Below are 23,169 nucleotides of genomic sequence, written 5' to 3'. Positions count from 1 at the left end.
GGTGGGACGTCGTTCACGTCCGGTGGATTGCGCCGGGGAAAACGTGGGGTACTCTCCCCGGCCTGGCCGGAGGTGCTGCTGCCGCAGTGACTTCCGGCCAGGCCTGTTGTCGGCGACCATCGGAGGAACGGTGAACCTTTCCGTCGGGATGCAGATCACGATTTCGGAGAGTGGGGTGACGTCGTGACGGTTACCCCCGAGCGGGTGACATCCGCGCTGCCGGTCTACCAGCGCGTCTCGGCGGAGCAAGTCGTCAATTCCGCGGAAGCGGAGGAATTCCTGGACCGGATGTTCGCCGAAGGCGCCGCCGAGGAAGGCGATCGCTTCGAGACGCGGCTGGCGGAGGTGCGCGCGGAAATCGCCGAAACGGGCACCTATCGGCACACCGCGGCCGAGCTGGCGTATGGTGCGCGCGTCGCGTGGCGCAACTCCGCCCGCTGCATCGGCCGGCTGTACTGGAACAGCCTCCGGATTCGAGACCGGCGCCGCGTCACCGATCCGGCCGCGATCGCCGGCGAGTGCGTCGCCCACCTCCGCCAGGCCACCCGCGGCGGCCGGATCCGGCCCACGATCACGGTGTTCGCCCCGGACGCGCCCGCCGAGCCCGGGCCGCGGATCCACAACGAGCAGCTGATCCGCTACGCCGGTTACCGCTTGGAAGACGGTTCGGTGCTCGGCGACCCGCGCTACGCGGAGTTCACCGAGCAGGTGCGAAGACTCGGGTGGCGGCCACCGGAGCGAAGAGGTTCCTTCGACGTGCTTCCGCTGATGGTCGAGGCCACTCCCGGCGATCAACGCCTTTACACGCTGCCCGCGGACGCCGTCCTGGAGGTCCCGCTGACCCACCCCGACCACCGCTGGTTCGCCGGGCTCGGGCTGCGCTGGCACGCCGTGCCGGCGATCAGCACCATGCCCTTGGAGATCGGCGGGGTCACCTACCCCGCCGCGCCGTTCAACGGCTGGTACCTCGGCTCCGAGATCGGCGCCCGGAACCTGGCCGACGAGCAGCGCTACGACCTGCTGCCGGTCATCGCCGAGCTGATGGGTCTGGACACCGCGTCCGAACGGACGTTGTGGCGCGACCGGGCGCTGGTCGAGCTGACGCTCGCGGTGCAGCACTCGTTCGACGCGGCCGGCGTGACGATGGCCGACCACCACACCGAGTCGCGGCGGTTCCTGGCCCACCTCGACCGCGAGGAACGGTCCGGCCGCCGGTGCCCGGCCGACTGGAGCTGGATCGTCCCGCCGCTGTCCGGCGGTCAGACCCCGGTCTTCCACCGGTACTACGACCCGCCGGATCCCGCGGAGCGACCGGCGTTCCTCTCACCGGACTGAGTCAGGCCGGGAGGGCCGGTGGCCACGGAGAGCAATGTGGGAGCGCCCGTATGGCGGATCGTGCCCGGCCCGCGGCGCAGTACCGCGCGGCAAGGCCGACAATGGGACGCATGACCGCAGTCCTCGTCGCCTACGCCGGGCGTCACGGCGGAACCCGGCAGATCGCCGAGGTCATCGCCGCCGAGCTCGGCGAAGCCGGCCTGAGCGTGGACGTGCGCGATGCCGCCGACGTCGCCAGCGTCGGCCACTACGCCGCGGTCGTCGTCGGCAGCGCCCTGTACTACCACCGGTGGCGGCCCGAGGCCGTCCGGTTGCTGGAACGCAACGCCCGGGCGCTCGCGGAGCGTCCGGTGTGGCTGTTCCACAGCGGACCGTGCGGCCCGGGCGCGGCCACCCACCAGGTCAGCCTGCCGGCGAACGTGGCGCTGCTCGCCGCGCGCATCGACGCGGAGCGCACCGCCACCTTCGGCGGCCGGCTGGACCCGGCGACCGTGCGCGGCCTGATCCCGCGGCTGATGGCGTCGGGGCAACGCGCGGGCGACTTCCGCGACTGGGACCGGATCAAGGCGTGGGCCCGCGACGTCGGCCGCCGCGTCCGCACGCGCGTCGCGCTCTGACTCTTGCCCGCGGCCGGTGGTGGGTGCTAGACCAGCCCTGAGGTCTTCCGGTGAAGAACCGACGGGACGGGGCAAACGTGACGGATCGGCAGGCGGGGCCCGGAGCAGGCAAGAAAGCGCTTACATCCGATCAGCGCAACGCGTTCCTCGCGGCGCTGCTCGGCTGGAGCATGGACTCGTTCGACTACTTCCTGGTCGTGTTCGTGCTGACGGACATCGCGAAGGACAAGTCGTTCGGCGCGACGGCGACGCAGCTGGCGTTCATCACCACGGCGACCCTGGTGATGCGCCCGGTCGGCGCTCTCCTGTTCGGCCTGTGGGCGGACCGGGTCGGCCGGCGGATCCCGCTGATCGCCGACGTCCTGCTGTATTCACTGGCCGGCCTGCTGTGCGCGTTCGCCCCGAACTTCACCGTGCTGCTGATCCTGCGGTTCGTCTACGGCGTCGGGATGGGCGGCGAATGGGGCCTCGGCGCGGCGCTCGCGATGGAGAAGATCCCGGTCGCCCGGCGCGGGTTCTTCTCCGGCCTGCTGCAGGTCGGCTATTCGATCGGGTACCTGCTCGCCGCGCTCGCGTACCTGCTGTTCCACTCGGCCCTCGGCCTCGAGTGGCGCTGGATCTTCGTGCTGAGCATCTTCCCGGCGCTGATCACGCTGCTGATCCGCGCGCGGGTGCGCGAGTCGGAGGTCTGGGAAGCGACCCGGGAGAAACTGAAGGTGACGCGGACGTCGGTCAAGGACGTCCTGCTCAACGCGAAGGTGATCCGCCGGTTCGGCTACCTCATCCTGCTGATGACGGCGTTCAACTGGATGAGCCACGGCACCCAGGACGTCTACCCGAGCTTCCTCAAGGCCCACGACAACGGCGGCGCCGGCCTCAGCGCGACGACGAGCACGTGGATCGCGGTGCTGTACAACGTCGGCGCGATCATCGGCGGCCTGACGTTCGGCACGCTCTCGGAACGCCTGGGCCGCCGCCGGACCATCGTGACGGCCGCCGTGCTGGGCCTGCCGGTGATCCCGATCTTCGCGTTCGACCACGGCGCGGGAATGCTGGCGCTGGGCTCGTTCCTGATGCAGATCATGGTGCAGGGCGCGTGGGGCGTGATCCCCGCGCACCTCACGGAGATGTCGCCGGACGCGATCCGCGGCTTCTACCCGGGCGTGACCTACCAGCTGGGCAACCTGCTCGCGGCGCTGAACCTCCCGATCCAGCAGGCGATCGCGGAGTCCCACGGGTACACCTCCGCTCTCTTGTGGACGGTGGTGCCCGGCCTGATCGCGGTCGCCGTCCTGACGGCGATCGGCAAGGAGGCCAAGGGGATCCGGTTCGGCGAGTCGGCGGTGGCGACGGCGCCGGCCGGCTCGAATTAGCTCACCGGACGCGGGCGGCGACGGCCTTCGCGCACGTCATCGGTTCGGCGTGCGTCGTGTCCACTTCGAGGTCGTATCGCACGCCCCGGTGGACGAGGCCGGCTTGCCGCGTCGCCAGCCCGATGATCCGGTCGCCGCGCGCGAGCTCCCGCGCCGCGGCCACGGCGACGTCGCACCGGACGCCGACCCAGAGCGCGTCCAGACCGTCGAGCGCGGTGAGCCACCGCCGCTGGGACGCGGCGCCGCCGAGGAAGACCTCGTCCACGACGATCCGCGCGCCCGCGCGGACCATCGCGGCGATCCCCGCTATCCACGCGGCTTCCAGCGCACGGAAGGCGCCACCGATGGTGACCTCGCCGTCCGTGGTGATCTCGATGCCCGCACCGGAGGCGGGCATTCCGGTGAGCAGGGTGTCGACGCCGAACGTGAGCCACGGATCGGGCAGGACCGCCTGCAGAGCGCGGGCGAGCGTGGTCTTCCCGGAGCTGGAGCCGCCGTTGAGGATGATCACCTGGGTCGGCACGAAGTCAGCGTAGTGTCTTCAGCCGTTTCAGGAGGTCGAGCCACTCGACGGCCTCGGCCGGCGTGGGGTGCAGCGGCAGCGCCTCGTCCAGCCCCACCGCGTCGATCGCCCGGCGCACCACCGCGGCGCACCCCGCGATCGCGAACGGGAGGTCGGCGACGCGGGCCTCCCCGGTCGCTTCGAGGAGCACCGCCAAGCCGCGGGCGGAGCAGTGGGCCACGCCGGTGAGGTCCAGGACCAGGCCCCGCGGCGCCAAGCCGATCTCCTCGGCGAGCCCGGAGCGCAGCCGCCGGCTGCCGGCCAGGTCGATGTCGCCTCGGACGGCCAAGACGGTGACCTCGGCGGTCGTCGTGACCACCATCGCCATCTCCGGCTCGCGCAGGCTCTCGTAGTGGCGGGCCATCAGGGCGTCGATGTCCAGGCCGGGGGGATAGGGCACCGCGTCGATTTCCCGGGCCCACGCGTGCAGCGCCGCCAGCACCTCGCGGTGCCGGGCGTCGTCCTCGGGCCAGACCATACCTGTTACATCGCTCGCGGGGCCCCGTCCGCAACACGACGCTGGTCACGGCGTGACGAGACCGGCCTCGTAGGCGAAAATCGTCAGCTGGACCCGGTTGCTCACGTCGAGCTTCGCGAACGTCCGGGTGATGTGCGTCTTCACCGTCGCCTCGCTCAGGAACAGCTCGGCCGCGATGTCCGCGTTCGGCTTGCCCTGCGCCACGGCCGTGACGATCTCGCGTTCCCGGTTGCTGAGCAGCTCCAGCTTCGCCTGGGCCCGGGCTCGCCGCGGGTTGGCCCGCGCCGCCACGAACTGGCCGATCAGCTGCTTCGTCGTCCGCGGCGACAGCATCGCGTCGCCGTTCGCGACCACCCGGACGGCCTCGATGATCTCCTGCGGCGAGCCCTCCTTGAGCAGGAATCCGCTGGCCCCGGCCGCGAGGGCTTCGAAGACGTACTCGTCGAGGTCGAACGTCGTCAGGATCAGCACCTTCGGCGCCCGCGGCTGCGCGAGCACCGCCGCGGTGGCGGTGAGGCCGTTCATCCGGCGCATCCGGATGTCCATGATCACGACGTCCGGCGCGTGCTGGGCGACCTGCTGGACGGCTTCGTCGCCGTCGCCCGCCTGCGCGACCACCTCCAGGTCGGAGGTGCTGCCGAGGATCATGGACAGCCCGGTGCGGACCAGCGGGTCGTCGTCGACGAGCAGTACGCGCACGCTCACCCGCCCAGCCTATTGCGCGGCCGGCACCCACGGCAGCGAGGCCCGAAGCACGAACGTCCGCTCGTCCACCGGGCCGGCGGCGAGGGTGCCGCCGAGCAGTGAGATCCGCTCGTTGACGCCGGTGAGCCCGGTGCCCGAGCCGGGCGACGGCACCGGGTGCGGCGGCAGCGCGTTGACGACCTCGATCAGCAACCCGGCGCCCGGGCCGCCGCGCACCGACACCTCCGCGGGCGTTCCCGGCGCGTGCCGCAGGACGTTGGTGAGCGCCTCCTGGAGGATCCGGTAGGCGGCCGTGCCGAGCGGGGCCGGTGCCGTCGCGGCCTGGTCGAGCAGGACGGTGACGTTGACGGCGAGGCCGGCCTGCCGGGCGCCGGTGACCAGGTCGGGGATGTCGGCGAGCATCGGCTGCGGTGGCTCCGCGGGCCCGCCGCCCGGCCGGTCCGCGAAACCCGATCCGCGCAGCACGCCGATCACCTGGCGCAGGTCGTCGAGTGACTGCCGGGCGGTGGTCCGCACGGTCTTGGCCGCCTCCGCCGTGTCCGGGGCGGTGCCACTGGTGACCTCGAGCGCGCCCGCCTGCAGCGAAAGCAGCGACAGCCGGTGCCCCAGGACGTCGTGCATCTCGCGGGCGATCCGCGCCTGCTCTTCGCGGCGCGCCACCTGGTCTCGCAAGGCTGCTTGCTCGGCGCTGCGCCGCCGCGTCTCGGTCAGGCTGTGCCGGACGATCCCGACGGTCAGCGGGATCGCCGTGTACACCGCCGCGGTGAGGATGATCCCGGTCAGCTCGGCACCGGTCGACCCGGTCGGGATCCAGGCCTCGGAGAGGGACAGCTCCGCGTCCCGGCCGACGTCGCGCCACACCGCCAGCCCGGTCGCGGCGAACACGAGTGTCGCCGCGCTCCAGCGCCACCAGCCGGTGAAGTACGTCGTGAGCGCGGCGAGGGCGATCAGCGCGGCCAGCGAGTCCGCGCGCAGCAGGAGCGGGGGCACGATCGCGATCCCGGTGACGACCAGCGGCCAGCGGTGCCGCCAGACGAGCATGACCGACGCGCCGAGCCCGAGGAACCAGCCGAGGAGCGCCCCCGCCGTCGGGTGGATGTCGTCGCTGCCGGCCACGCTGATCTCCAGCGACACGTTCGCGATCCCGCTCACCAGGCTCGCGGCGACCGCGAACACGGTGCACACCACGCCCAGCACGGACCGTCCCATGGGGGAAAGAGTACGGGCGGCCCCTTCAGCCGTTCCGCTGGTTCGCGCGGGCCGCGGTGACGACTTTCGTCGTACGGGGTCGAGGCCCGCGGACGACGCGCACCGGGCCGCGGCCCTGGTTTCCTGCTCGCCGTCAGCAGAGGCGAAAGGAACCCCGATGACCGATTACACCCCGATCCAGCAGTACCCGGCTCCGCAGGCCGCGCCGCCGCGCAACGGCCTCGGCACGGCCGGCTTCGTGCTCGGCTTGGTCGGGCTGGTGTTCTCGCCGATCCCGTTCGTCGGGGTCGTCGCCTGGCCGCTCGTGGTGCTCGGCCTGATTCTGTCCGCGGTCGGCGTCGCCCGGGTCCGCGCCGGGAAGGCCACCAACAAGGGGCTGTCGATCGCCGGCGTCGTCGTGTCGATCCTCGGTCTCGTGGTGAGCATCCTGTGGGTGCTGGTGATCGGCAAGGCCATCAGCGACGTCAACGACCAGGCCACCCAGCACCACACCGTGACCTACGAGGTGACCGGGGACGCGCCGTCGGTCACCGTCGTCTACAGCACGTTCGACCAGCACAGCATCCTGATCGACACCGAGCCGTCGGCGCCGGTGCCATGGACGAAGACCGTCGAGGCGACCGGGTTCCTCGAAGGCGCCCAGTTCGCCGCGACCACCGGTCCCGAGGGCGGCTCGATCACGTGCAAGGTCGTGGTCGACGGCAAGCAGACGAAGACGGCGACCGCGTCCGGCCCGGCCGCGGTCGCCGGCTGTACCGGCTTCTGAAACCCCCGCGCCGCCCGGACGAGGGGGCCGGACGGCGCGCGCGGAGGGTGGGACCCGGCCAGGGGGCGGGTCCCACCGTCGTGGGGTCAGCTGCAGTGCTCGAAGCCGCTTTCGTAGTTCACGCCGCCGGCGGAACCGCCCCACTTGACGCACTTGTCCGGCGCGGCGGCCGAGACCGGACCGGCGAAGTAGGAGAAGGCACCGGCGTCCGTGATCCGGGACGAGCCCTCTACCTCCAAGAAGGCGGCGGTCTGCGTGGCCGTGCCGGCCGACGCGCTCTTCATCGTGCTGACGCAGTTCTTGCCGTTGGCCGCGTTGTAGGACAGGTACGCCGTGCCCGCGGTGCCCAGCGGCTGCTGGTCGATCACGCTGTAGCCGCCACCGCAGGCCGGCGCGCCGAGCGCGTCGTCGGTGACCGTGGCGTAGCGGATCGTGTCGTTGGCGTGGAACTCCGGGCCGGCCTCGAACAGCACGCCGACCGACGACTGGGACAGCTGCACCATGTCCGAGTAGGCCGCGTCCTGGCCCCACACGAGCACGCTGCCGGCGGTGCCGGTCCAGTTGGCGCCTTCGTCGAACGACGAGTGGACCCGCAGCTCCTTGCGACGGTCGCAAGTGGACGGTGCGGCGAAGACGATCCGGTCGTACTTGCCGCCGGTGTCGGTGGCGCTCATCCGGGCCGTCGACCCCTCCACGGTCGGAGCGACGAGGTCGGTGGCGAAGGTGAACTTCGTGCTGAAGGTCGCAGCCCCGTCCGAGCTGATCGCGTACGCCCGGTTGTGCGTGCCGTCCAGCAGGCACTTGTTGCCGTCGTTCGCCTGGTTGCGCGCGGCCGCGTAGACCCGGCCGTCGGCGAGTTCGGTGACGCTGATCTCCTGCGGGTTCATGGTGCTCGCGGCGGGCTTGTCGGTGGCCCCGAGGTGCCAGGTGGAACCGTTGTCGTCGCTGTAGACCAGCGCCCCGATGTTCGAGTAGCTCATGCCGGCGACGAGCCGGCCCTTGTGCGCGCCGCGGGTGAGCACGATCCCGTGCGACGGCCCGGTCGCCAGCCAGCTCGGCGCCGCGGAGAAGCCGAGTTCGGTGGTCAGCACGCGGGGCGCGCTCCACGTCTTCCCGTTGTCCTCGCTGAGGGACACGCGCGGGACACGGCCGCAGTCGGGGTTCGTGTAGCACTGCATGGTCGAGAGCAGCACGACCCGGTTGCTGCCCGGGATGACGATCGGCGCCGGGTTGCCCTTGGTGTCCCCGTTGGCCTTGATGACGGTCTGCAGCGCGCTCCACGTCTTGCCGCCGTCGGTGGAGCGCTTCATGACGAGGTCGATGGCGCCGAGGTCGTTGCAGACGCTGGCACCGCCGTTGCGGCCTTCGGCGAAGGCGAGCAGCGCGCCGTCGTTCGCCTTGACGACGGTCGGGATGCGGTAGCAGTCGTGGCCCTCGGTGTTCTTGGTGAACACCAGCGTGCTGGCGACATCGGCCTGCGCGGTCGCGGTGCCGACGACCGCGGGTACGGCCAGGGCGGCGCACCCCAGCAGCCCGGCCAGCAAGCCTCCGGCGATCCGGGTGATCTTCACGGGTTTCTCCCTACCGATTCGTCCTACGTCCTACGTCTTGGCGACAGCGTCGACGTGGCCCGTACAAGACCCGTACAACCCGGCGTATAACGACGTACACGTTGCCGGGAGGGAAACGTCAGGTGAACGCGGCCAGGGCGCCGAACCCGGTCCCCAGCACGAGAAGCGTCGACAGGAGTCCCAGCAGCAGGGCCCGGCCGCCGCCGCGCAGCAGCGGTCCGAGCCGCACGGCGCAGCCGAGGCCGAACAGCGCGCCGGCGAGCAGGAGCGTCGAGGCGGTCTTCGCGACGTCGAGCGCGAACGCCGGGACGAGCCCGGTGCTGCGGACGGCGACCATCGCGAGGAACCCGAGGACGAACAGCGGCACGAGCGGCGCGTGGCCGCCGCGGCGGGTGCGTTCGGTGGCGCCGACGATCGCGACGACCGGCGCCAGCAAGACGACCCGGCTCAGCTTGACCACGATCGCGACGGCGACCGCGGCGGCCCCCGCCGGCCCGGCCGCCGCGATGACCTGGGCGACTTCGTGCACCGAGATCCCGGCCCAGGTACCGGTCCTGGTCGCGTCCAACCCGAGGACGTGGGCGAGCAGGGGGAGGACGCCGAGGGCGATGCTGCCGTAGCAGGTGACGAGCGCGACGGCGGTCGCCACGTCTTCGTCGTCGCGCTCGACCACGCCTTCCATCGCCGCGATCGCCGAGGCGCCGCAGATGGAGAAGCCGGTGGCGACGAGCAGGGCGAGGCCGCGCGGCACACGCACCAGCCGGCCGAGGCCGAGCGTGCCGAGGAACGTGACGGTGACCGTGAGGACCACCGCGGCGAGCGTGCCGGGGCCGAGCGCGAGGACGGTGGGGATGGCGAGCTGCAGGCCGAGCAGGACGACGCCCGCGCGCAGCAGGCTTTTCGTGATCCGGGCGACGGACTTCCGGTGCTCTTCGGTGAGGACCGGCGTGCTCCCGGCGACGATGCCCAGCACGACGGCGACGGTCAGGGCGCCCGCCACCGGCCAGACCGAGCTCAGCGCGTATGCCGCGGCGACGCCGAGCCCGGTGATCGCCAAGCCGGATGTCTTCGCCGCCGTCAGTGCCATGTTTGCAGGGTCGTCGCGTTCGCGCCTTCGCGGTAGCCGTCCGTGTGGAGGGAGGTCATAGACTAAAGCTATGACCGGACCGGACTTGGACTCGCTGCGCCTGCTGGTGCTCGTCGACGACCTCGGCAGCATCGGCCAGGCGGCCGGGGCGCTCGGCATCGCCCAGCCGTCGGCGAGCAAGCGGCTGTCCACTTTGGAAAGACAGTTGGGACTGTCCCTGGTGGACCGCACCCGGCGCGGCTCGGCGCTGACCCCGGACGGCCGGGTGATCGCGGGCTGGGCGCACCGCGTCCTGACCGAAGTGGACGGACTGCGCACGGGCGCGGAGGCGCTGCGGACCCAGCGCGGCGCGAAGCTGCGGGTCGCGGCGAGCATGACGCTGGCCGAGCACTTCGTGCCCGCGTGGATCGGCGAGGTGAAGCGGATCGAGCCGGACACCTACGTCGGACTCGAGGTGGTGAACTCCGAGCACGTCGCCGACCTGGTCGCGGGTGGCCGCGTGGACCTCGGGTTCGTCGAGTCGCCGGGCCCGTGGCCGGGCTTGTCCACGCGGCGGGTCGCGACGGACCGGCTCGTCGTGGTCGTTCCGGCCGGGCACCCGTGGGCGCGCCGTCGTCGTGCGCTGACAGCGGTCGAGCTGGCGACGACGCCGCTGGTGGTGCGAGAGCCGGGTTCCGGGACGCGCGAGACGGTCGAGGCGGCGTTGCGCCGGGCCGGCGCGGGGCCGGTGACGCCGTTGCTGGAGCTGGGATCGGCGTCGGCGGTGCGGAACGCGGTGATCGCCGGCGCCGGGCCGGCGGTGATCAGCGAGCTGGACGTGGTGCGCGAGGTGGCGGGCCGCCGGCTGGTGCCGGTCACGGTGGCCGGGGTCGAGCTCGGCCGGGTGCTGCGGGCGGTGTGGCCGGCGGGGCGGCGGTTGACGGGCCCGGCGGCGGAGCTGCTGACGCTGGCGACCAAATCGGGGGTCTGAGAGCTGCTCTCTTGTCCTGTGGGTTGCCGTCGATCGGACGGCGATATATCGTCGTAGTGTCGGCGATACGGCGAGTAGAGGAGACAGTCATGGAGATGAGCGCGGGAGCGGGCCGGATGTTCGGCGGTTTCGGGGGCGGCGTGTTCGGTGGGCACGGTTTCGGCGGTCACCACGCCCAGGGCGGCTTCGGTCGCCAGGGACCCGGTCACGTGGACCACGGGGCGGCGGGTGCAGGTGGTCGCGGGCATCCGGAGCACGGGGAGGGGCGGGGGCGCAGCGGTCCGGGGCAGCCGGATCTCCGGCACGGCGGTCCGGGGCACGGGCCCGGCCACCACGGCCTGCCGGGTCACGCCGACCCCGCGGACCTCGGCGGCTTCGGCCATCCGGAGCACGGCGGCCCTGGCCCGCTCGGCCATTTCGGGCCCCCGGACTTCGGCGGTTTCGGCCACCCCGGCCATGACCACGGCATGCCCGGTCACGAGGACTGGGAAGCCGGCCCCGAGCTGGCGCGCGGCGGGTTCCCGCCCCACCCGCCGCACCCACCCCAGCCGCCGGGCGCGCCGGGTGGGCCCGGTTTTCCCGGCTTCCCCGGTGGTCCCGGCTCGTTCGGCGGCCCCGGTGGCTGGGGTGGCGGGGCCGGGCCGTTCCAGCGGGTGCGGGAGTTCCGTGGCGGCGGACGCGGGCCGAGCCGTCCGGTGCGGCCGGCCGTGCTGGCGCTGCTCGCCGAGGAGCCGATGCACGGCTACCAGCTGATGCAGGAGATCCGCCGCCGCACGCACGACCGGTGGCGGCCGAGCCCGGGCTCGGTCTACCCGATCCTGCAGCAGCTGGAGGACGAAGGCCTGGTCCACACGGCCGAGACCGGCGGCCGCCGGGTCGCCGAGCTGACCGACGCCGGGCGGGAGCACGTCGCCGGGCGGGAAGCCGAGTTCGCCGCTCTCTGGGCCGAGCCCGAGGACGAGCCCGGTGCCGACCGGTTCGCCGCGCTCTGGAACGCGCTCGGGGAACTGTCCGGCGCGGCCGCCCAGGTCGGCTACAGCGGAACGGAAGCGCAGGTCGCCGAGGTCAAGAAGATCCTCGCCGACGCGCGCCGCCGCGTCTACGCGGTCCTGGCCGACGCCGGCCTGGAGGACGAGGACTGACCCGCACCTCACCCGCGCCCGGCGGATCGTCCACATCGGACGGTCCGCCCGGCGGGTAAACTCCGGCCGCATGGAGGAAAAGGACTTCGCGGCGCACCTGACCGCGACCATGACCGGCAGCGCGCTCACCATGCTGATCGGCGTCGGCCACCGCACCGGGCTGTTCGAGGCGGCCGCCCGCGGGCCCGCCACCAGCGCCGGGCTGGCCGAACGCGCCGGGCTGCACGAGCGGTACGTCCGCGAATGGCTCGGCGCGATGGTCACCGGCGGCATCTTCACCCTCGAGGCGGGCCAGTACACGTTCCCGCCCGAGCACGCGAAGTTCCTGCTCGGCGAAACGGCGTCGAACCTCATGCCGTCGCTGCTGACGCTGTCCGCCTTCACCGGCATCCTGCCCGACCTGGAACGCAGCTTCGCCGAGGGCGGCGGCGTCCCGCGGCCGGCGTACGGGCCCTACCTCGAAACTCTCGGCGCGAAGACCGGCGACAGCTGGAAGCACGTCTACCGCGAACAGCTCGTCGACGGCTTCTTCGGCGCGGTCCCCGGCCTGAAGGAGCGCCTCACCGCCGGGGCGCGCGTGCTCGATCTGGGTTGCGGCACCGGGAACGCCGTCGCCGTCGCCGCCCGTGCGTTCCCCGCCTCGCGGTTCACCGGCGTCGACATCAACGCGAGCGTCGTCGAGCAGGCGCGGGAGACCGCGAACGGGCTGCCGAACGCCGAGTTCGCCGTCGGGGACGCCGCGGAGCTGACCGCCGACCCGCCGTACGACGTCATCACCGCCTTCGACGCCGTCCACGACCAGGACCGTCCGGACGTCGTGCTGCGCCGGATCCGCGGCGCGCTGAAGGAAGACGGCCTGTTCTTCATGGTGGACACCAACTTCTCCAGCCACGTGGAGAACAACGTCGGCAACCCGCTGGCGGCGCTCTGCTACTCGATCAGCTTGATGTACTGCACGACGACGTCGCTCGCCGAGGGCGGCGCCGCGCTCGGCGCAATGTGGGGCACCGAGAGGGCGTCGGAAATGCTCGCGGACGCGGGGTTCGGGCACGTCGAGGTGCTCGATTCCCCGCGTCCGCAGAACTGCATCTACGTCTGCCGGCCGTGAGTCACTGCTGGTACGGCGCCGCCGCGGCCTTCGCGGCGGTGATGAGCGCGCCCTTGTTCTTCGGCCAGAACGTGCTGTCGACGCAGGTGTAGCGGGGCAGGAACCCGCCGCAGGTGCCGCTCGAGCCGCCGACCTCGAACGTCACGCTGGCGACGCCGAGTTCGCCGTAGGTGAAGTCGTCGGTGGTGCCGCTCGTGTCGTAGCCGACCGTCTCTTCGTTGGTGCCGACGAGGTAGCCGTTCGACGCCGCGTACTTCGCGCCGAGCTTGCGGTACTGCGCGTCGTTCGGCGAGGTCGACTGGGTGAAGCCCCAGGGGATGATGATGTCGTTGCCGTAGCTGTGCAGCGTGATCATCGTGCCCTTGGCCGTCGTGGGCGCCGGGTCGTTGTTGCCGGTGCCGCGCTGGTCCGGGAAGATCGAGCGGGCCAGCTTCTCCAGCGCCTGCGTCTCGGGCTCGGAGCCGGCGCTCACGCCCTGGTAGGTCTCGGAGCACGCCGAGTTGGAGTCGCCGCCCCACTTGAACGTGGAGTTGCGGTTGAGGTCGATACCGATGTTCGTGCCGGTGCAGCCGCCGCGGGTGTTGTTCGCGTTCTTGCGCTGCAGCTTCGGCGAGTTGCCGCCCGAGGCGACGATGTCGACGCCGTCGGGGTTGGAGATGGGCACCACCCACACCTCGGTGGTGTCCAAAATGGACTTCGCGGTGGCGTCGGTGGCGTAGCCGTCGGCGAGGTAGTCGATCCAGCGCCAGGCCAGCTCGCCGGTCGACAGCTCACGCGCGTGGATCTGGGCCATCAGGAAGAACTTCGGCTTCGTCGACGTCGTGGAGAGCGTGCAGTCGCCGGTCTGCTTCTTGGTGAGGCAGATGGCCTGGACGTCGTGGCCGCCCTGGCCCTTGGTCTTCTTCCACGACTGGCCGATCGTGTACTTCGTGGCCAGGTCGGGATGCGCGGCGGCGACGGCGGTGAGGTGGTTCTCGTGCGCGGTGACGGTGCGGTAACCGCCGTAGAAGGTGTCGGCCGCCAAGGAATTCGCCTGCGCGGGAAGTTCTTTGTAGACGGTGTCGAAGAACGAAGGCCGGTAACCGAGGGCCCGCAACCGGTTCGCGACGGCCTGCCCGCCGACGACGCTGACCGTGCCCGCATCACCTTCTTCGACGTCGAATCCGGCGTTCACGAGGGCTGCGGCCTGGGCGGCGGTCGCGGGGACGCGCCAGAACACGGGGGTGTCGGCGGCGGGCTGCGCGGCCGCGGTGCCGCCGAGCAGCGCGGACAGCACGACACCGGTCGCCGCCAGGGCGAGCCGGGACAGGGACCTTGACGCCATCGGGGGATCTCCTCACGGCCGCACGGATGGAGTTCCGGCCCGGGGCTCTCGGTCACCGGACCGGCACGCACAGTGTGTCGGTCCGGGACAAATCCGCCATACCCCCGAAAGTCGCGACTCTGTCACGGAGCCGGTGATCGAGACGACTCGACGGGTGTACCGGCAGTGAGGAGTGACGATGAGCTGGTCATCGGTGTCCGCCGTCGCGAGCGCCTGCATCGCGTTGGCCGCGGTGGTGTTGAACGCTGTTCTCTTCCGCATGGCCCGGGCGGCGGAGAAGGACCGGGCCCGGCAGCAGCGGATGCCCGTGCTCGTGTCGTTTCGCGATGACGACGGTTCGATCCGGGTGTCCAACGTCGGCTGGGGGCCCGCGACGAACGTGTTCTTCGCCAGCTGGGGCGGGAGCTGCTACTTCAACCCGCTCCACCTGACGCCGATCCCGGCGGGCGGTGCCGAAGTCATTCCCGCCGAATACGGGAACGTGAAGTCGGCCGAGGTGGGCCGCTTCGGGATGTCCTACACCGATCCGCTCGGAACGCCCTACTCGACGAAGATCAGCAACGAGGGATCGGAGGTCGTGCAAGCCCGGATACTCCCGGAGTGGCCGGGCTTGGCGATTCCCTATCCGGGATCGCTGCCCGGGCAAAAGAACTGGGGCCGGCCACCTCGGTGACCGGCCCCAGCTCCGAAAGCGAACCTACTTCTTCAAGCCGTGTTCGATGGCCTCGATGATGCGCGGCCGCAGCTCGGCGGTGCTGATGATCGCGTCCACCGAGCCGACCTCCACCGCTCGCTGGATGCTGTGCACCTTGTCGAACTCCGCCGCGATCTCGCTGACCTTCTCCGCGCGGACCGACGACTGGACCTCGGCCAGCTGGGCGCTCAACGCCGCCCGCGAAGGAGCGTCGGCCGCCGCCACCTGGGCATGCAGCTCCGTCACCCGCGGGTCGTTGGCCGTGCGCTTGGCGACCTCGCCGGCGAACACCACCGCCGCCGCCGGGGCGCCGCCCAGGACCGAGGCGAACGAGCCCTCGAGGGCCAGCACCGTCATGTTCGGGTTGAGAGCTTTGGAGAACACCACGAACGCGCCGCCGTGGTAGCGCGAGATCACGCAGAACACGATCGGGCCCTCGAAGTTGACGATCGCCCGGCCGATCTCCGCGCCGTACTCCAGCTGCAGCTTGCGCAGCGACTCCGGGGAGCCGTCGAATCCGGAGAGGTTCGCCAGCACGACCAGCGGCCGGTTGCCGGACGCCGCGTTGATCGCGCGTGCCGTCTTCTTCGACGACCGCGGGAACAGCGTGCCCGCGGTGTAGGTGTCCGGGCCGTCGGTGGGAGGGAAGCCGCGGCGCGGCACCGAGCGCGACTCGATGCCGACCAGGCAGACCGGGCGGCCGCCGATGTGCACGTCCTGCACCGCGGACGTGTCGGCGTCGGCCATGCCCGCCCAGCGCTCCAGCACCGGGTGGTCCTGGTCCGACAGCGCGCGCATCACCGTGCGGATGTCGAACGGCTTCTTGCGGTCCGGGTTGTGCTCGGCCGAGAAGATCTCGCCGACGGTGGTGAAGTCGCTGTCGACGATCGCGTGCGGGAACGGCGAGACGTCGCGGTCGACCGGGTCGTTCGTGCCCACCTTCCGCGGCCCGGCTTCGCCCGGCACGACGTAGGTGTGGTCGTAGTGCGACATCAGCACCGCGCGGGCGGCGGGCAGGTTCGGTGCCCAGTACTGCGCCTGGCCGTTCGGGCCCATGACGCGGTCGTAGCCGCCGATGCCGAAGTTGTCCTCGGCCGACACGCCGCCGGAGAAGTCCAGCGCTTGCTTGCCGGTGAGCACCATCGCCGAGTCCGGCGTCATGATCAGGACGCCCTTGGTGTGCATGAGCATCGTGGCTTCGGCGTTCCAGTACGGCTGGGCGCCGACGTTGATCCCGTTGACCACGATGTTGATCTCGCCGCCGTCCTGGGTGAACGTGACGATCCGCTTGAGCGCCGCGGCGACCCAGTCCATGTTCTCGGTGCCCGAGGACATCGAGATCCGCGCACCCGACGACAGCGCGAACCACTCCAGCGGCACCTGCATGCGCTCGGCCAGGTCGAGCGCCGCGATGACGCGCGAACACTCCGGCTCCGACAGCGCGCCCAGCGACTTCGTCGGGTCGCCGATCAGCACGACGCGGGTGACGCCCTCGGGGTGCCGCTCGGTCGGCGTCGTGACGACGCCCGCGACGATCGCCGCGCTGTTCTTGCCCTTCGGCCGGTCGACCGGCACCAGCGCGCCACCGCCCGAGGCACTCTTTCCCGCCGAGGGCGCATCGGCACTGTCGAGGTCGTGCTCGGCGAACGTGCCCTCCGGCCCGGAGAGCAGGCCGGTCAGCTCGTACGGGTAAACGGTTCCGCGCCGCGCCGCGCGCAGCACCTTCAGCCGGTAGTCGTCGAGCGGCTGCACCGGTTCCGTCGACGGCGGCCCGACGTGCAGCCGCGCGCCGTGCCCGGGGTCGAAGGCGATCCGGACGGCGAGCTCGGTCAGCTTGCCCGCGTCGGTGCGCCGGCGGGCCAGGAACTGGACCTCCTCCAGCCCGGCGCCGACCGACGTCGGCAGGATGCGCTGGACGAGCGTGTTCAGCTCTTCGGTGGTCAGCTCCGTCTGCGGCCAGACGTACATCATGATCCGGTTGGTGTCGAACCGCTTGTTCTGCGGCCGCTGCGCCTGGATGTTGCGGATCGCGTCGAGGCAGGCGGTGACGGCGTCCTCGAGCGCGGGCAGGGCGACCAGCCGGCCGTCGGCTTCGCGCAGGGGCGTGAGGTCGCGGACCTGGCCCATCGCGATCAGCCGCTCGTCGGCCGGGTTGCTCTTGGCCACGGCCTTGAAGAGGTAGATCTCCTCGTCCGCCGACGGCAGCCGGGTGAGGTCGAACTCGTGCAGGCGCTGCAGCTGCAGGCGCTGCGCGATCTGCGGGTGCAGGCCGCGGATCAGCCGGTCCTCGGTGAATCCCGCGCCGTCGCGGCGGAAGGTGAAGTGGTGGTGCATCACCGCGCCGCCGGTGCCGGCCACGGTCAGCACGACGCGCTGCACGCTCGCCGGCAGCGGGTGCTCGGCCAGCAGCGCGGCGAGCCGCTCCGCGGTCGCGTCCACGTCCGGCTGGTCTTCCCAGCGGACGTACAGGTCGGCGACGACGCCTTCGGTGGCCACCTCGCCGACCGCGCGGACGGCGTCGGGCAGGGCGGCGATGTCGACGGCGGTGGTGACCAGCGGCAGCACGCCGTCCGGCGTGTTCCTGATCCGGCCAGAAGTAGGCCGACCCCCGCTCGGCACGTCATCGTTGCTACGAAGCCATTCGGCCGTGGCTGTGGTCGGATCAGGAACGAGCGGCACAGTCAGCTCGGCGGTCAGCAGCCGGCAGCCGGCGACGTCGCGCACGGCGACGCCTGCCAGCCTGCGGTTGCCGTAGTAGCGGCGGGTCAGCACTTCCAGCAGCGGCGCGTGGTCGCGGCCGGGCCGCCCGATCCGCTGCCCGATCAGCCGGACGAGCGGCTGCGAACCGGTGATCATGGCCTGGATCCGCTCGGCGCGGTCCGCGGCGTCCGGGTGCTGGTCGAGGTAGCTCAGCTCGGTGCGGACGGCGGCGTACACCTCGGCGCGGTGGCGGCGCAGCAGCGGCTGGGCGAACCAGCGGAACACCACGCCGCGGGCGAGGTCGGACACCGCGGGGAAGCGCACCTGCGTGGCTTCGACCAGGTGCTCCAGGGTCAGCCCGGCGCGGTCGCTCAGCGACTCCGCCGGCGGGGCCCCGGCCAGCCACTGCCGCAGCAGCTCGGAGACGACGGCGACGTCGGCCGAAGTCCGTTGCTGCGCCAGGAAAATCCGGAAGACGGCGGACTCCAGCTCCGGTGTGCGCTCCAGGTCGGCGACGCCGTAGTGGGCGAGCACCTTGGCCAGCTTGGCCTGGAAGCCTTCGGTGACGCCCGCGCGCTCGACGTCAAGGCTCTGCAGGTAGCTGTGGAAGAACTCGCGCGGGCTGTGCACCGCGCCGTTCGGCACGGTGTCCTCGCCGCCCGGGGTGTTGCGGCTCAGCTCGGACAGGTCGGCGAAGACGGTGAGCAGCTCCAGCTCGCCTTCGACCGGCCGGCCGCCCAGCTCGGTCCGCGCCGCGACGTAGGCCGACAGGATGCGCTTGCGCTCCGACGGGTCGACGTCGAAACCGAGCAGCAGGCTGCGCAGGTCCTGCAGGCCGCGCTGAACGCGGTCCGCCGCGGAGACGTCGGCCGCCTCGGCCGGCAGCTCGATCTCGACGGTCTCGGTTTCCTCGGCGACCTCGTCCCCGGCGCCGTCGGCCAGTGGCTCCAGGCGCATCAGCGGCGCGCCGGTCTCGACCTGGCTGCCGACCGACACCGGGCATTCGCGGACGCGGGCGCGGAACGGCGCACGCAGCACCGTCTCCATCTTCATGCTCTCCAGCACGAGGATCGGCGCGTTCGCCTCGACCTCGTCGCCGACCGACAGCGGCGTCGCGACCACCAGCGCGGGCGCGGGGGAGCGGACGACGCCGCCTTCGTCGCGGCTGACGCGGTGGGTGACGCCGTCGACCTCGACGAGGTGGATCGGGCCGTGCGTGGCCGCCACCAGGCGGAACCGCTGCCCGTTGACCCGGATCCGGCCGCTGTGGGCGTCGAAGCGATCGATCTCGACGTCGGCGTGGTGCACGTCCGACGTCCCGGCCGAAACGCCGACGCGGAAGCGCTGCCGCCCGATGCGGGCGACGCTGACGCGGTAGCCGACGCCGCGGAGCTTGAGGTCGAGCGGGCGGCCGGTCTCGTGCTGGACCTGCGGGCGGCCGCCGTGCGCGGTGGCCAGCAGGCGCTGGACGGAAACCTCTTCCTCGTCCTCGTAGGCCTCGATGGCGGCCGCGGCGAGCGCGACCGCGGAGTGCCGGTGGGTGACCAGGCGGCCTTCGGCGCGGACGCGGTCGATCCAGCCGGTGTCGGCGCTGGCGTCGATGACCTCGGGCTGGTCGAGCAGGTCGAGTACGAAGCTCTTGTTGGTGGCGCCACCCTCGATGATCACGGTGGTCTCGGCCATCGCGCGGCGCAGGCGGCCGAGCGCCTCGTCGCGGTCGCGGCCGTAGGCGATGATCTTGGCGATCATCGAGTCGAAGTCGGCGGGGATGGTGTCGCCCTCGCTGACGCCGGTGTCGACGCGGATGCCGGGGCCGGCGGGCAGCGCCAGCCGCGCGATGCGGCCGGGGGAGGGAGCGAAGTCGCGATCGGGGTCCTCGGCGTTGAGCCGGGCTTCGACGGCGTGGCCGAGCTCGGCCGGCTGCTCGCCTTCGAGCTTCCCGCCGCCGGCGACGTGCAGCTGCAGCTTGACCAGGTCGGTGCCGGTGGTGATCTCGGTGATCGGGTGCTCGACCTGCAGGCGGGTGTTGACCTCGAGGAAGGCGAACAGCTTCTCGCCGGGGTGGTACAGGAACTCGACGGTGCACGCGCCGCGGTAGCCGACCTTGACCGCGAGCCGCTCGGCCGAGGTCTTCAGCTCGGCGGTCTGCGCCGGGTCGAGGACGGGGGAAGCCGACTCCTCGATGATCTTCTGGTTGCGCCGCTGCACCGAGCAGTCGCGGACGCCGAGCGCCCACGCCGTCGCGCCGTCGGAGATCACCTGGACCTCGACGTGCCGCGCGCCGGTGACCAGGCGCTCGAGGAACACGACGCCGGAGCCGAACGCGCGCAGGGCTTCCTGGCTGGTGCGCTCGTAGGCGTCGGCGAGGTCCTCGCCGGAGGCGACCATGCGGATGCCGCGCCCGCCGCCGCCCGCGGTGGCCTTGAGCATCAGCGGGTAGCCGATCCGGTCGCCGGCCGCCAGCGCGTCTTCGAGGGTGGCGACCTCGCCGCGGCTCCACGGCGCGACCGGGACGCCGACCTCTTCGGCGATCAGCTTCGCGCCGATCTTGTCGCCGAGCTTGCGCATCGCGTCGGCGCTCGGGCCGACGAAGGTGATGCCGATCTTCTCGCACAGCTCGGCGAAGGCCGGGTCCTCGGCGACGAAGCCCCAGCCGACCCACGCGGCGTCGGCCTTCGTCTCGACGAGGGTTTGCTCGAGCTTGGCGAGGTCGAGGTAGGGGCGGGCCGAGGCCGGACCGAGGTCGTAGGCCAGGTCGGCCTCACGGACGAAGGTGGCCGTGCGGTCCGCGTCGGTGTAGAGGGCGACCGTCTCGATCCGCGTCCCGGTTTCCGCCGACAGATCCCGGACGGCGTGGATGAGCCGCATCGCGGCCTCTCCGCGGTTGACGATGGCGACACGATTGAACACCGGCTGAGCCTCCCAAGTACCCACGCGCAGAAGGCGACGCACCTGTCCTGGGGCGTCGCCTGCACCTGTCTACACCTTGCTGGATTACCGCCGGGTAGACCAATGTCCGCCATGACGCATGCCGAGGCGGCTGCTTTGTGGGAACCCCACAAAAAGCGACCCGCGCCACACCGCGGGGGCCGGATTTCTCGCGAGGACTGCCACAAAGCACGGGCGCAGCCTACGGCGGGAACCAGTAGGGGAACATCCGGTGTCGCGGAGATAAGGGGTCGGTTAGGAGGCCAGCAGGACGTCCGCCTCGAGCACGTGGCTCAGCTCCCGTTGCTCCGCTTCCGACAGCGGGACGGCGGCGACGCTGCAGCGGCCGTCCGGGCCCGGGGCCGTCGTGATCGCCAGTACCGGCTGTCCGTCGATCTCGCGCAGGGTCACCCGGCCGCCGCAGGAGAGGTCCACGCTGATCCCGGGACGGTCGCGACGCCTGCCCAGCCACCGGCCGACGAAGTCGAAGGTCATCGCGGTCTCCCCTCGGAACGTGCACTCCCCTTGAAGCAGAGGTGTCCCTGGTTAATGCCCCGGATACATCGTGGTTACACCCGATCGGGGCGGAAAGTCGGCCATGATGGCCGGATGAAACTGGGGCAGCTGGCGTCGACCGCGCGGGACCTGTTCACCGCGAAGCTCGTCTACGGGGATCCGGTCGAGCGGGACGGGGTCGTCGTCATCCCCGCCGCGGCGGTGTTCGGTGGTGGCGGCGGGGGCGCCGGCGACACGGCCGTGGTGCCCGTCCGCGAAGGTGCCGGATTCGGGGTTTTCGCCCGGCCCGCCGGCGCCTTCGTCGTCCGCGAGGACACGGTGACCTGGGTGCCCGCCGTCGATCGCACCCGGCTCGGGCTCGCCGCAGCCGTCACTGTCGTCGCACTCGCCAAGATCCTTTCGCGGCGCGCCAAGTCCTGACCGACGCCGTAAGTTCACCGCCGGTTCTCGACGGCGTTCGCGTTCGCGGCCTAGCGTCGGGGCGTCTTTCGATGCGGAGGTACGCATGAGTTCTGGGGACTTCAGCCGGCGAACGCTGCTGCGCGCGAGCGGCGCGGCGGCGGCCGGCGCGGCTGGGGCGGCTGGGGCGGCCTTGGGGATGCTGCCCGGCGTCGCGTTCGCCGACCAGCCCGGCGACACCGGCAGCCAGACCCGGACCGTCACCGGCACCCTGGAACCGGACGTCCCGGACTGGTACTACCTGCCGGTCGACGTCCCGCGCGGGGTGCGGCAGATCGACGTCGTCTACTCCTACGACAAGCCCAAGGTGCCCGCCGGCACCCGCGGGAACGCCTGTGACATCGGCATGTTCGGCCCGGAAGGCCACGAACTGGGCAACGCCCGCGGCTTCCGCGGCTGGTCCGGCGGCTTCCGCGACCGGTTCTCGATCAGCGCGTCCGAGGCGACGCCCGGCTACCTCGCGGGCCCGATCAAGCCGGGCCGGTGGCACGTCATCCTCGGGCCGTACACCGTCGCGCCGCAGGGCTTGAACTACCGAGTGGACATCACGCTCACCTTCGGGCCGGACGCCGCGCCGTTCCAGCCGGACCCGGCGCCGGAGTCCGCGCCCGCCCGCGAGCGCGGCCGCGCCTGGTACCGCGGCGACGGCCACCTGCACACCGTCCACTCCGACGGCCGCCGCACCCCGGAGCAGCTGGTCGCCGACGCCCGCGCCGCCGGGCTCGACTTCATGATCTCCACCGACCACAACACGTCCAGCTCGCAACTGGTGTGGGGCCGGTACGCGACCGACGACCTGCTGATCCTCAACGGCGAAGAGGTGACGACGCGGTCCGGGCACTGGCCCGCGATCGGCCTGCCCGCCGGCACGTGGATCGACTGGCGCTACCGGGCGGCCGACGCGGCCGACTTCCGCCGCTTCACCGACCAGGTGCACCGCGCGGGCGGCCTGGTCACCGCGGCGCACCCGTTCGCCAACTGCTTCGGCTGCACCTACGAGTTCGCGTACGAGATCGCCGACCTGGTCGAGGTGTGGAACGGCCCGTGGACCCAGGACGACGAGGCGAGCGTCATCCACTGGGACGGCCTGTTGCGCGGCGGCCGGTTCATCCCGGCGATCGGCGACTCGGACGCGCACAACCCGGACCAGCGCGTCGCGCTCCCGCACACCGTCGTCCTCGCCGACCGGCTGCGTCGCAAGGAACTCCTGGCCGGGCTGAAAGCGGGGCAGTCGTGGCTGGCCGAGTCGTCGGCGGTCCAGCTGGACTTCACGGTCTCCGGCGGCGGGCGCACGGCGGGGATCGGCTCGCGGCTGCCGGCCGGCACGGGTACACCGGTGACGGTGCGCGCGGTGGTCGGCGGCGTGCCGGGGACCACCGTGACGTTCCTCGACCAGCTGGGGCCGGAGCACACGGAGACCATCGGTGACTCGGGGGCGGCCACGGTGACGTGGACGACCTACCCGCGTTACTCGCGGTGGGTCCGCGTCGAGGTCCGCCGCCCGTCCGGGGGCCCGAACACCACGCAGCCGAATGCCATGGTGGCGATGTCGAACCCGATCTTCCTCGGCGCCGGCGACTGAACCTCCGCCCGGTGCGCCGCGTCCTGCTTTTGGCAGACTGGTG

General features: G+C 71.9%; 19 protein-coding genes. 10 read left to right on the top strand and 9 right to left on the bottom strand.

Annotated elements, in window-relative coordinates:
- Positions 1-183 precede the first annotated feature (183 nt).
- The 3 genes from AB0M59_RS16735 (at position 184) to AB0M59_RS16725 (ending at position 3,325) form a co-directional block, all read left to right on the top strand.
- Entirely contained in the window at positions 184-1,335 is a 1,152-nt protein-coding gene (locus AB0M59_RS16735; RefSeq protein WP_364615392.1) for a nitric oxide synthase oxygenase, read from the top strand.
- 110 nt (positions 1,336-1,445) lie between these two features.
- Positions 1,446-1,952, top strand: coding sequence for a flavodoxin domain-containing protein (locus tag AB0M59_RS16730; RefSeq protein ID WP_364615389.1), 507 nt, complete (start codon positions 1,446-1,448; stop codon positions 1,950-1,952).
- Between the two features lie 77 nt (positions 1,953-2,029).
- Positions 2,030-3,325 (top strand): MFS transporter, encoded by a 1,296-nt coding sequence (locus tag AB0M59_RS16725; RefSeq protein WP_364615381.1) that lies wholly within the window; start codon positions 2,030-2,032, stop codon positions 3,323-3,325.
- 1 nt (position 3,326) lies between these two features.
- On the opposite strand, the gene cpt is transcribed toward AB0M59_RS16725, so the two are convergent.
- The 4 genes from cpt to AB0M59_RS16705 are packed head-to-tail and all read right to left on the bottom strand — an operon-like array spanning position 3,327 to position 6,279.
- Complete coding sequence (cpt, locus tag AB0M59_RS16720) at positions 3,327-3,848, bottom strand: chloramphenicol phosphotransferase CPT (protein WP_364615378.1); 522 nt, start codon at positions 3,846-3,848, stop codon at positions 3,327-3,329.
- A gap of 4 nt (positions 3,849-3,852) precedes the next feature.
- The gene (locus tag AB0M59_RS16715) at positions 3,853-4,365 is read right to left on the bottom strand and encodes an STAS domain-containing protein (RefSeq protein WP_364615375.1); all 513 of its coding nucleotides are present in this window, start codon (positions 4,363-4,365) and stop codon (positions 3,853-3,855) included.
- A gap of 45 nt (positions 4,366-4,410) precedes the next feature.
- Positions 4,411-5,070 carry a response regulator transcription factor gene (locus AB0M59_RS16710; protein WP_364615372.1) on the bottom strand — a complete coding sequence of 220 codons (660 nt, stop codon included), beginning with the start codon at positions 5,068-5,070 and terminating at the stop codon, positions 4,411-4,413.
- Between the two features lie 9 nt (positions 5,071-5,079).
- Positions 5,080-6,279, bottom strand: coding sequence for a histidine kinase (locus AB0M59_RS16705; RefSeq protein ID WP_364615369.1), 1,200 nt, complete (start codon positions 6,277-6,279; stop codon positions 5,080-5,082).
- Between the two features lie 157 nt (positions 6,280-6,436).
- Here AB0M59_RS16705 and AB0M59_RS16700 point away from each other — a divergent pair, with 157 nt between their 5' ends.
- The gene (locus AB0M59_RS16700; RefSeq protein ID WP_364615366.1) at positions 6,437-7,045 is read left to right on the top strand and encodes a DUF4190 domain-containing protein; all 609 of its coding nucleotides are present in this window, start codon (positions 6,437-6,439) and stop codon (positions 7,043-7,045) included.
- An 86-nt stretch (positions 7,046-7,131) separates the two neighbouring features.
- On the opposite strand, the gene AB0M59_RS16695 is transcribed toward AB0M59_RS16700, so the two are convergent.
- Positions 7,132-8,616 carry a sialidase family protein gene (locus tag AB0M59_RS16695; RefSeq protein ID WP_364615363.1) on the bottom strand — a complete coding sequence of 495 codons (1,485 nt, stop codon included), beginning with the start codon at positions 8,614-8,616 and terminating at the stop codon, positions 7,132-7,134.
- Between the two features lie 118 nt (positions 8,617-8,734).
- Entirely contained in the window at positions 8,735-9,703 is a 969-nt protein-coding gene (locus AB0M59_RS16690; RefSeq protein WP_364615360.1) for a putative sulfate exporter family transporter, read from the bottom strand.
- A 70-nt stretch (positions 9,704-9,773) separates the two neighbouring features.
- Here AB0M59_RS16690 and AB0M59_RS16685 point away from each other — a divergent pair, with 70 nt between their 5' ends.
- The 3 genes from AB0M59_RS16685 to AB0M59_RS16675 all read left to right on the top strand — a co-directional run bounded on the left by AB0M59_RS16685 (position 9,774) and on the right by AB0M59_RS16675 (position 12,923).
- Positions 9,774-10,673: a LysR family transcriptional regulator gene (locus AB0M59_RS16685; RefSeq protein ID WP_364615358.1), complete on the top strand. Its 900-nt coding sequence runs from the start codon at positions 9,774-9,776 to the stop codon at positions 10,671-10,673.
- Positions 10,674-10,762: 89 nt separating this feature from the next.
- Positions 10,763-11,815 carry a PadR family transcriptional regulator gene (locus tag AB0M59_RS16680; protein ID WP_364615355.1) on the top strand — a complete coding sequence of 351 codons (1,053 nt, stop codon included), beginning with the start codon at positions 10,763-10,765 and terminating at the stop codon, positions 11,813-11,815.
- Positions 11,816-11,885: 70 nt separating this feature from the next.
- Entirely contained in the window at positions 11,886-12,923 is a 1,038-nt protein-coding gene (locus AB0M59_RS16675) for a class I SAM-dependent methyltransferase (protein ID WP_364615352.1), read from the top strand.
- A gap of 1 nt (position 12,924) precedes the next feature.
- Here AB0M59_RS16675 and AB0M59_RS16670 read toward each other — a convergent pair whose 3' ends face one another.
- On the bottom strand, positions 12,925-14,247 hold the full coding sequence (locus tag AB0M59_RS16670) for a M14 family zinc carboxypeptidase (RefSeq protein ID WP_364615349.1): 1,323 nt from the start codon (positions 14,245-14,247) through the stop codon (positions 12,925-12,927).
- Between the two features lie 178 nt (positions 14,248-14,425).
- Between AB0M59_RS16670 and AB0M59_RS16665 the strand changes: the two genes are divergently transcribed.
- On the top strand, positions 14,426-14,920 hold the full coding sequence (locus AB0M59_RS16665; RefSeq protein ID WP_364615346.1) for a hypothetical protein: 495 nt from the start codon (positions 14,426-14,428) through the stop codon (positions 14,918-14,920).
- A 24-nt stretch (positions 14,921-14,944) separates the two neighbouring features.
- Here the strand turns inward: AB0M59_RS16665 and AB0M59_RS16660 are convergent, their stop codons facing one another.
- Complete coding sequence (locus tag AB0M59_RS16660; protein ID WP_364615343.1) at positions 14,945-20,551, bottom strand: biotin carboxylase N-terminal domain-containing protein; 5,607 nt, start codon at positions 20,549-20,551, stop codon at positions 14,945-14,947.
- Positions 20,552-20,824: 273 nt separating this feature from the next.
- Positions 20,825-21,064 carry a hypothetical protein gene (locus AB0M59_RS16655; protein WP_364615340.1) on the bottom strand — a complete coding sequence of 80 codons (240 nt, stop codon included), beginning with the start codon at positions 21,062-21,064 and terminating at the stop codon, positions 20,825-20,827.
- 114 nt (positions 21,065-21,178) lie between these two features.
- Here AB0M59_RS16655 and AB0M59_RS16650 point away from each other — a divergent pair, with 114 nt between their 5' ends.
- Together AB0M59_RS16650 and AB0M59_RS16645 are read left to right on the top strand one after the other, a co-directional pair.
- The gene (locus tag AB0M59_RS16650; RefSeq protein WP_364615337.1) at positions 21,179-21,505 is read left to right on the top strand and encodes a hypothetical protein; all 327 of its coding nucleotides are present in this window, start codon (positions 21,179-21,181) and stop codon (positions 21,503-21,505) included.
- Positions 21,506-21,590: 85 nt separating this feature from the next.
- Positions 21,591-23,126: a CehA/McbA family metallohydrolase gene (locus AB0M59_RS16645; protein WP_364615334.1), complete on the top strand. Its 1,536-nt coding sequence runs from the start codon at positions 21,591-21,593 to the stop codon at positions 23,124-23,126.
- Positions 23,127-23,169: the final 43 nt, after the last annotated feature.

The sequence above is a fragment of the Amycolatopsis sp. NPDC051371 genome (genome assembly GCF_040682155.1).
In the GTDB taxonomy this organism is placed as follows: Bacteria; Actinomycetota; Actinomycetes; order Mycobacteriales; family Pseudonocardiaceae; genus Amycolatopsis.
The sequence above is the reverse complement of the archived record's forward strand: the minus strand, read 5'-3'. Positions and strand labels throughout refer to the sequence as shown.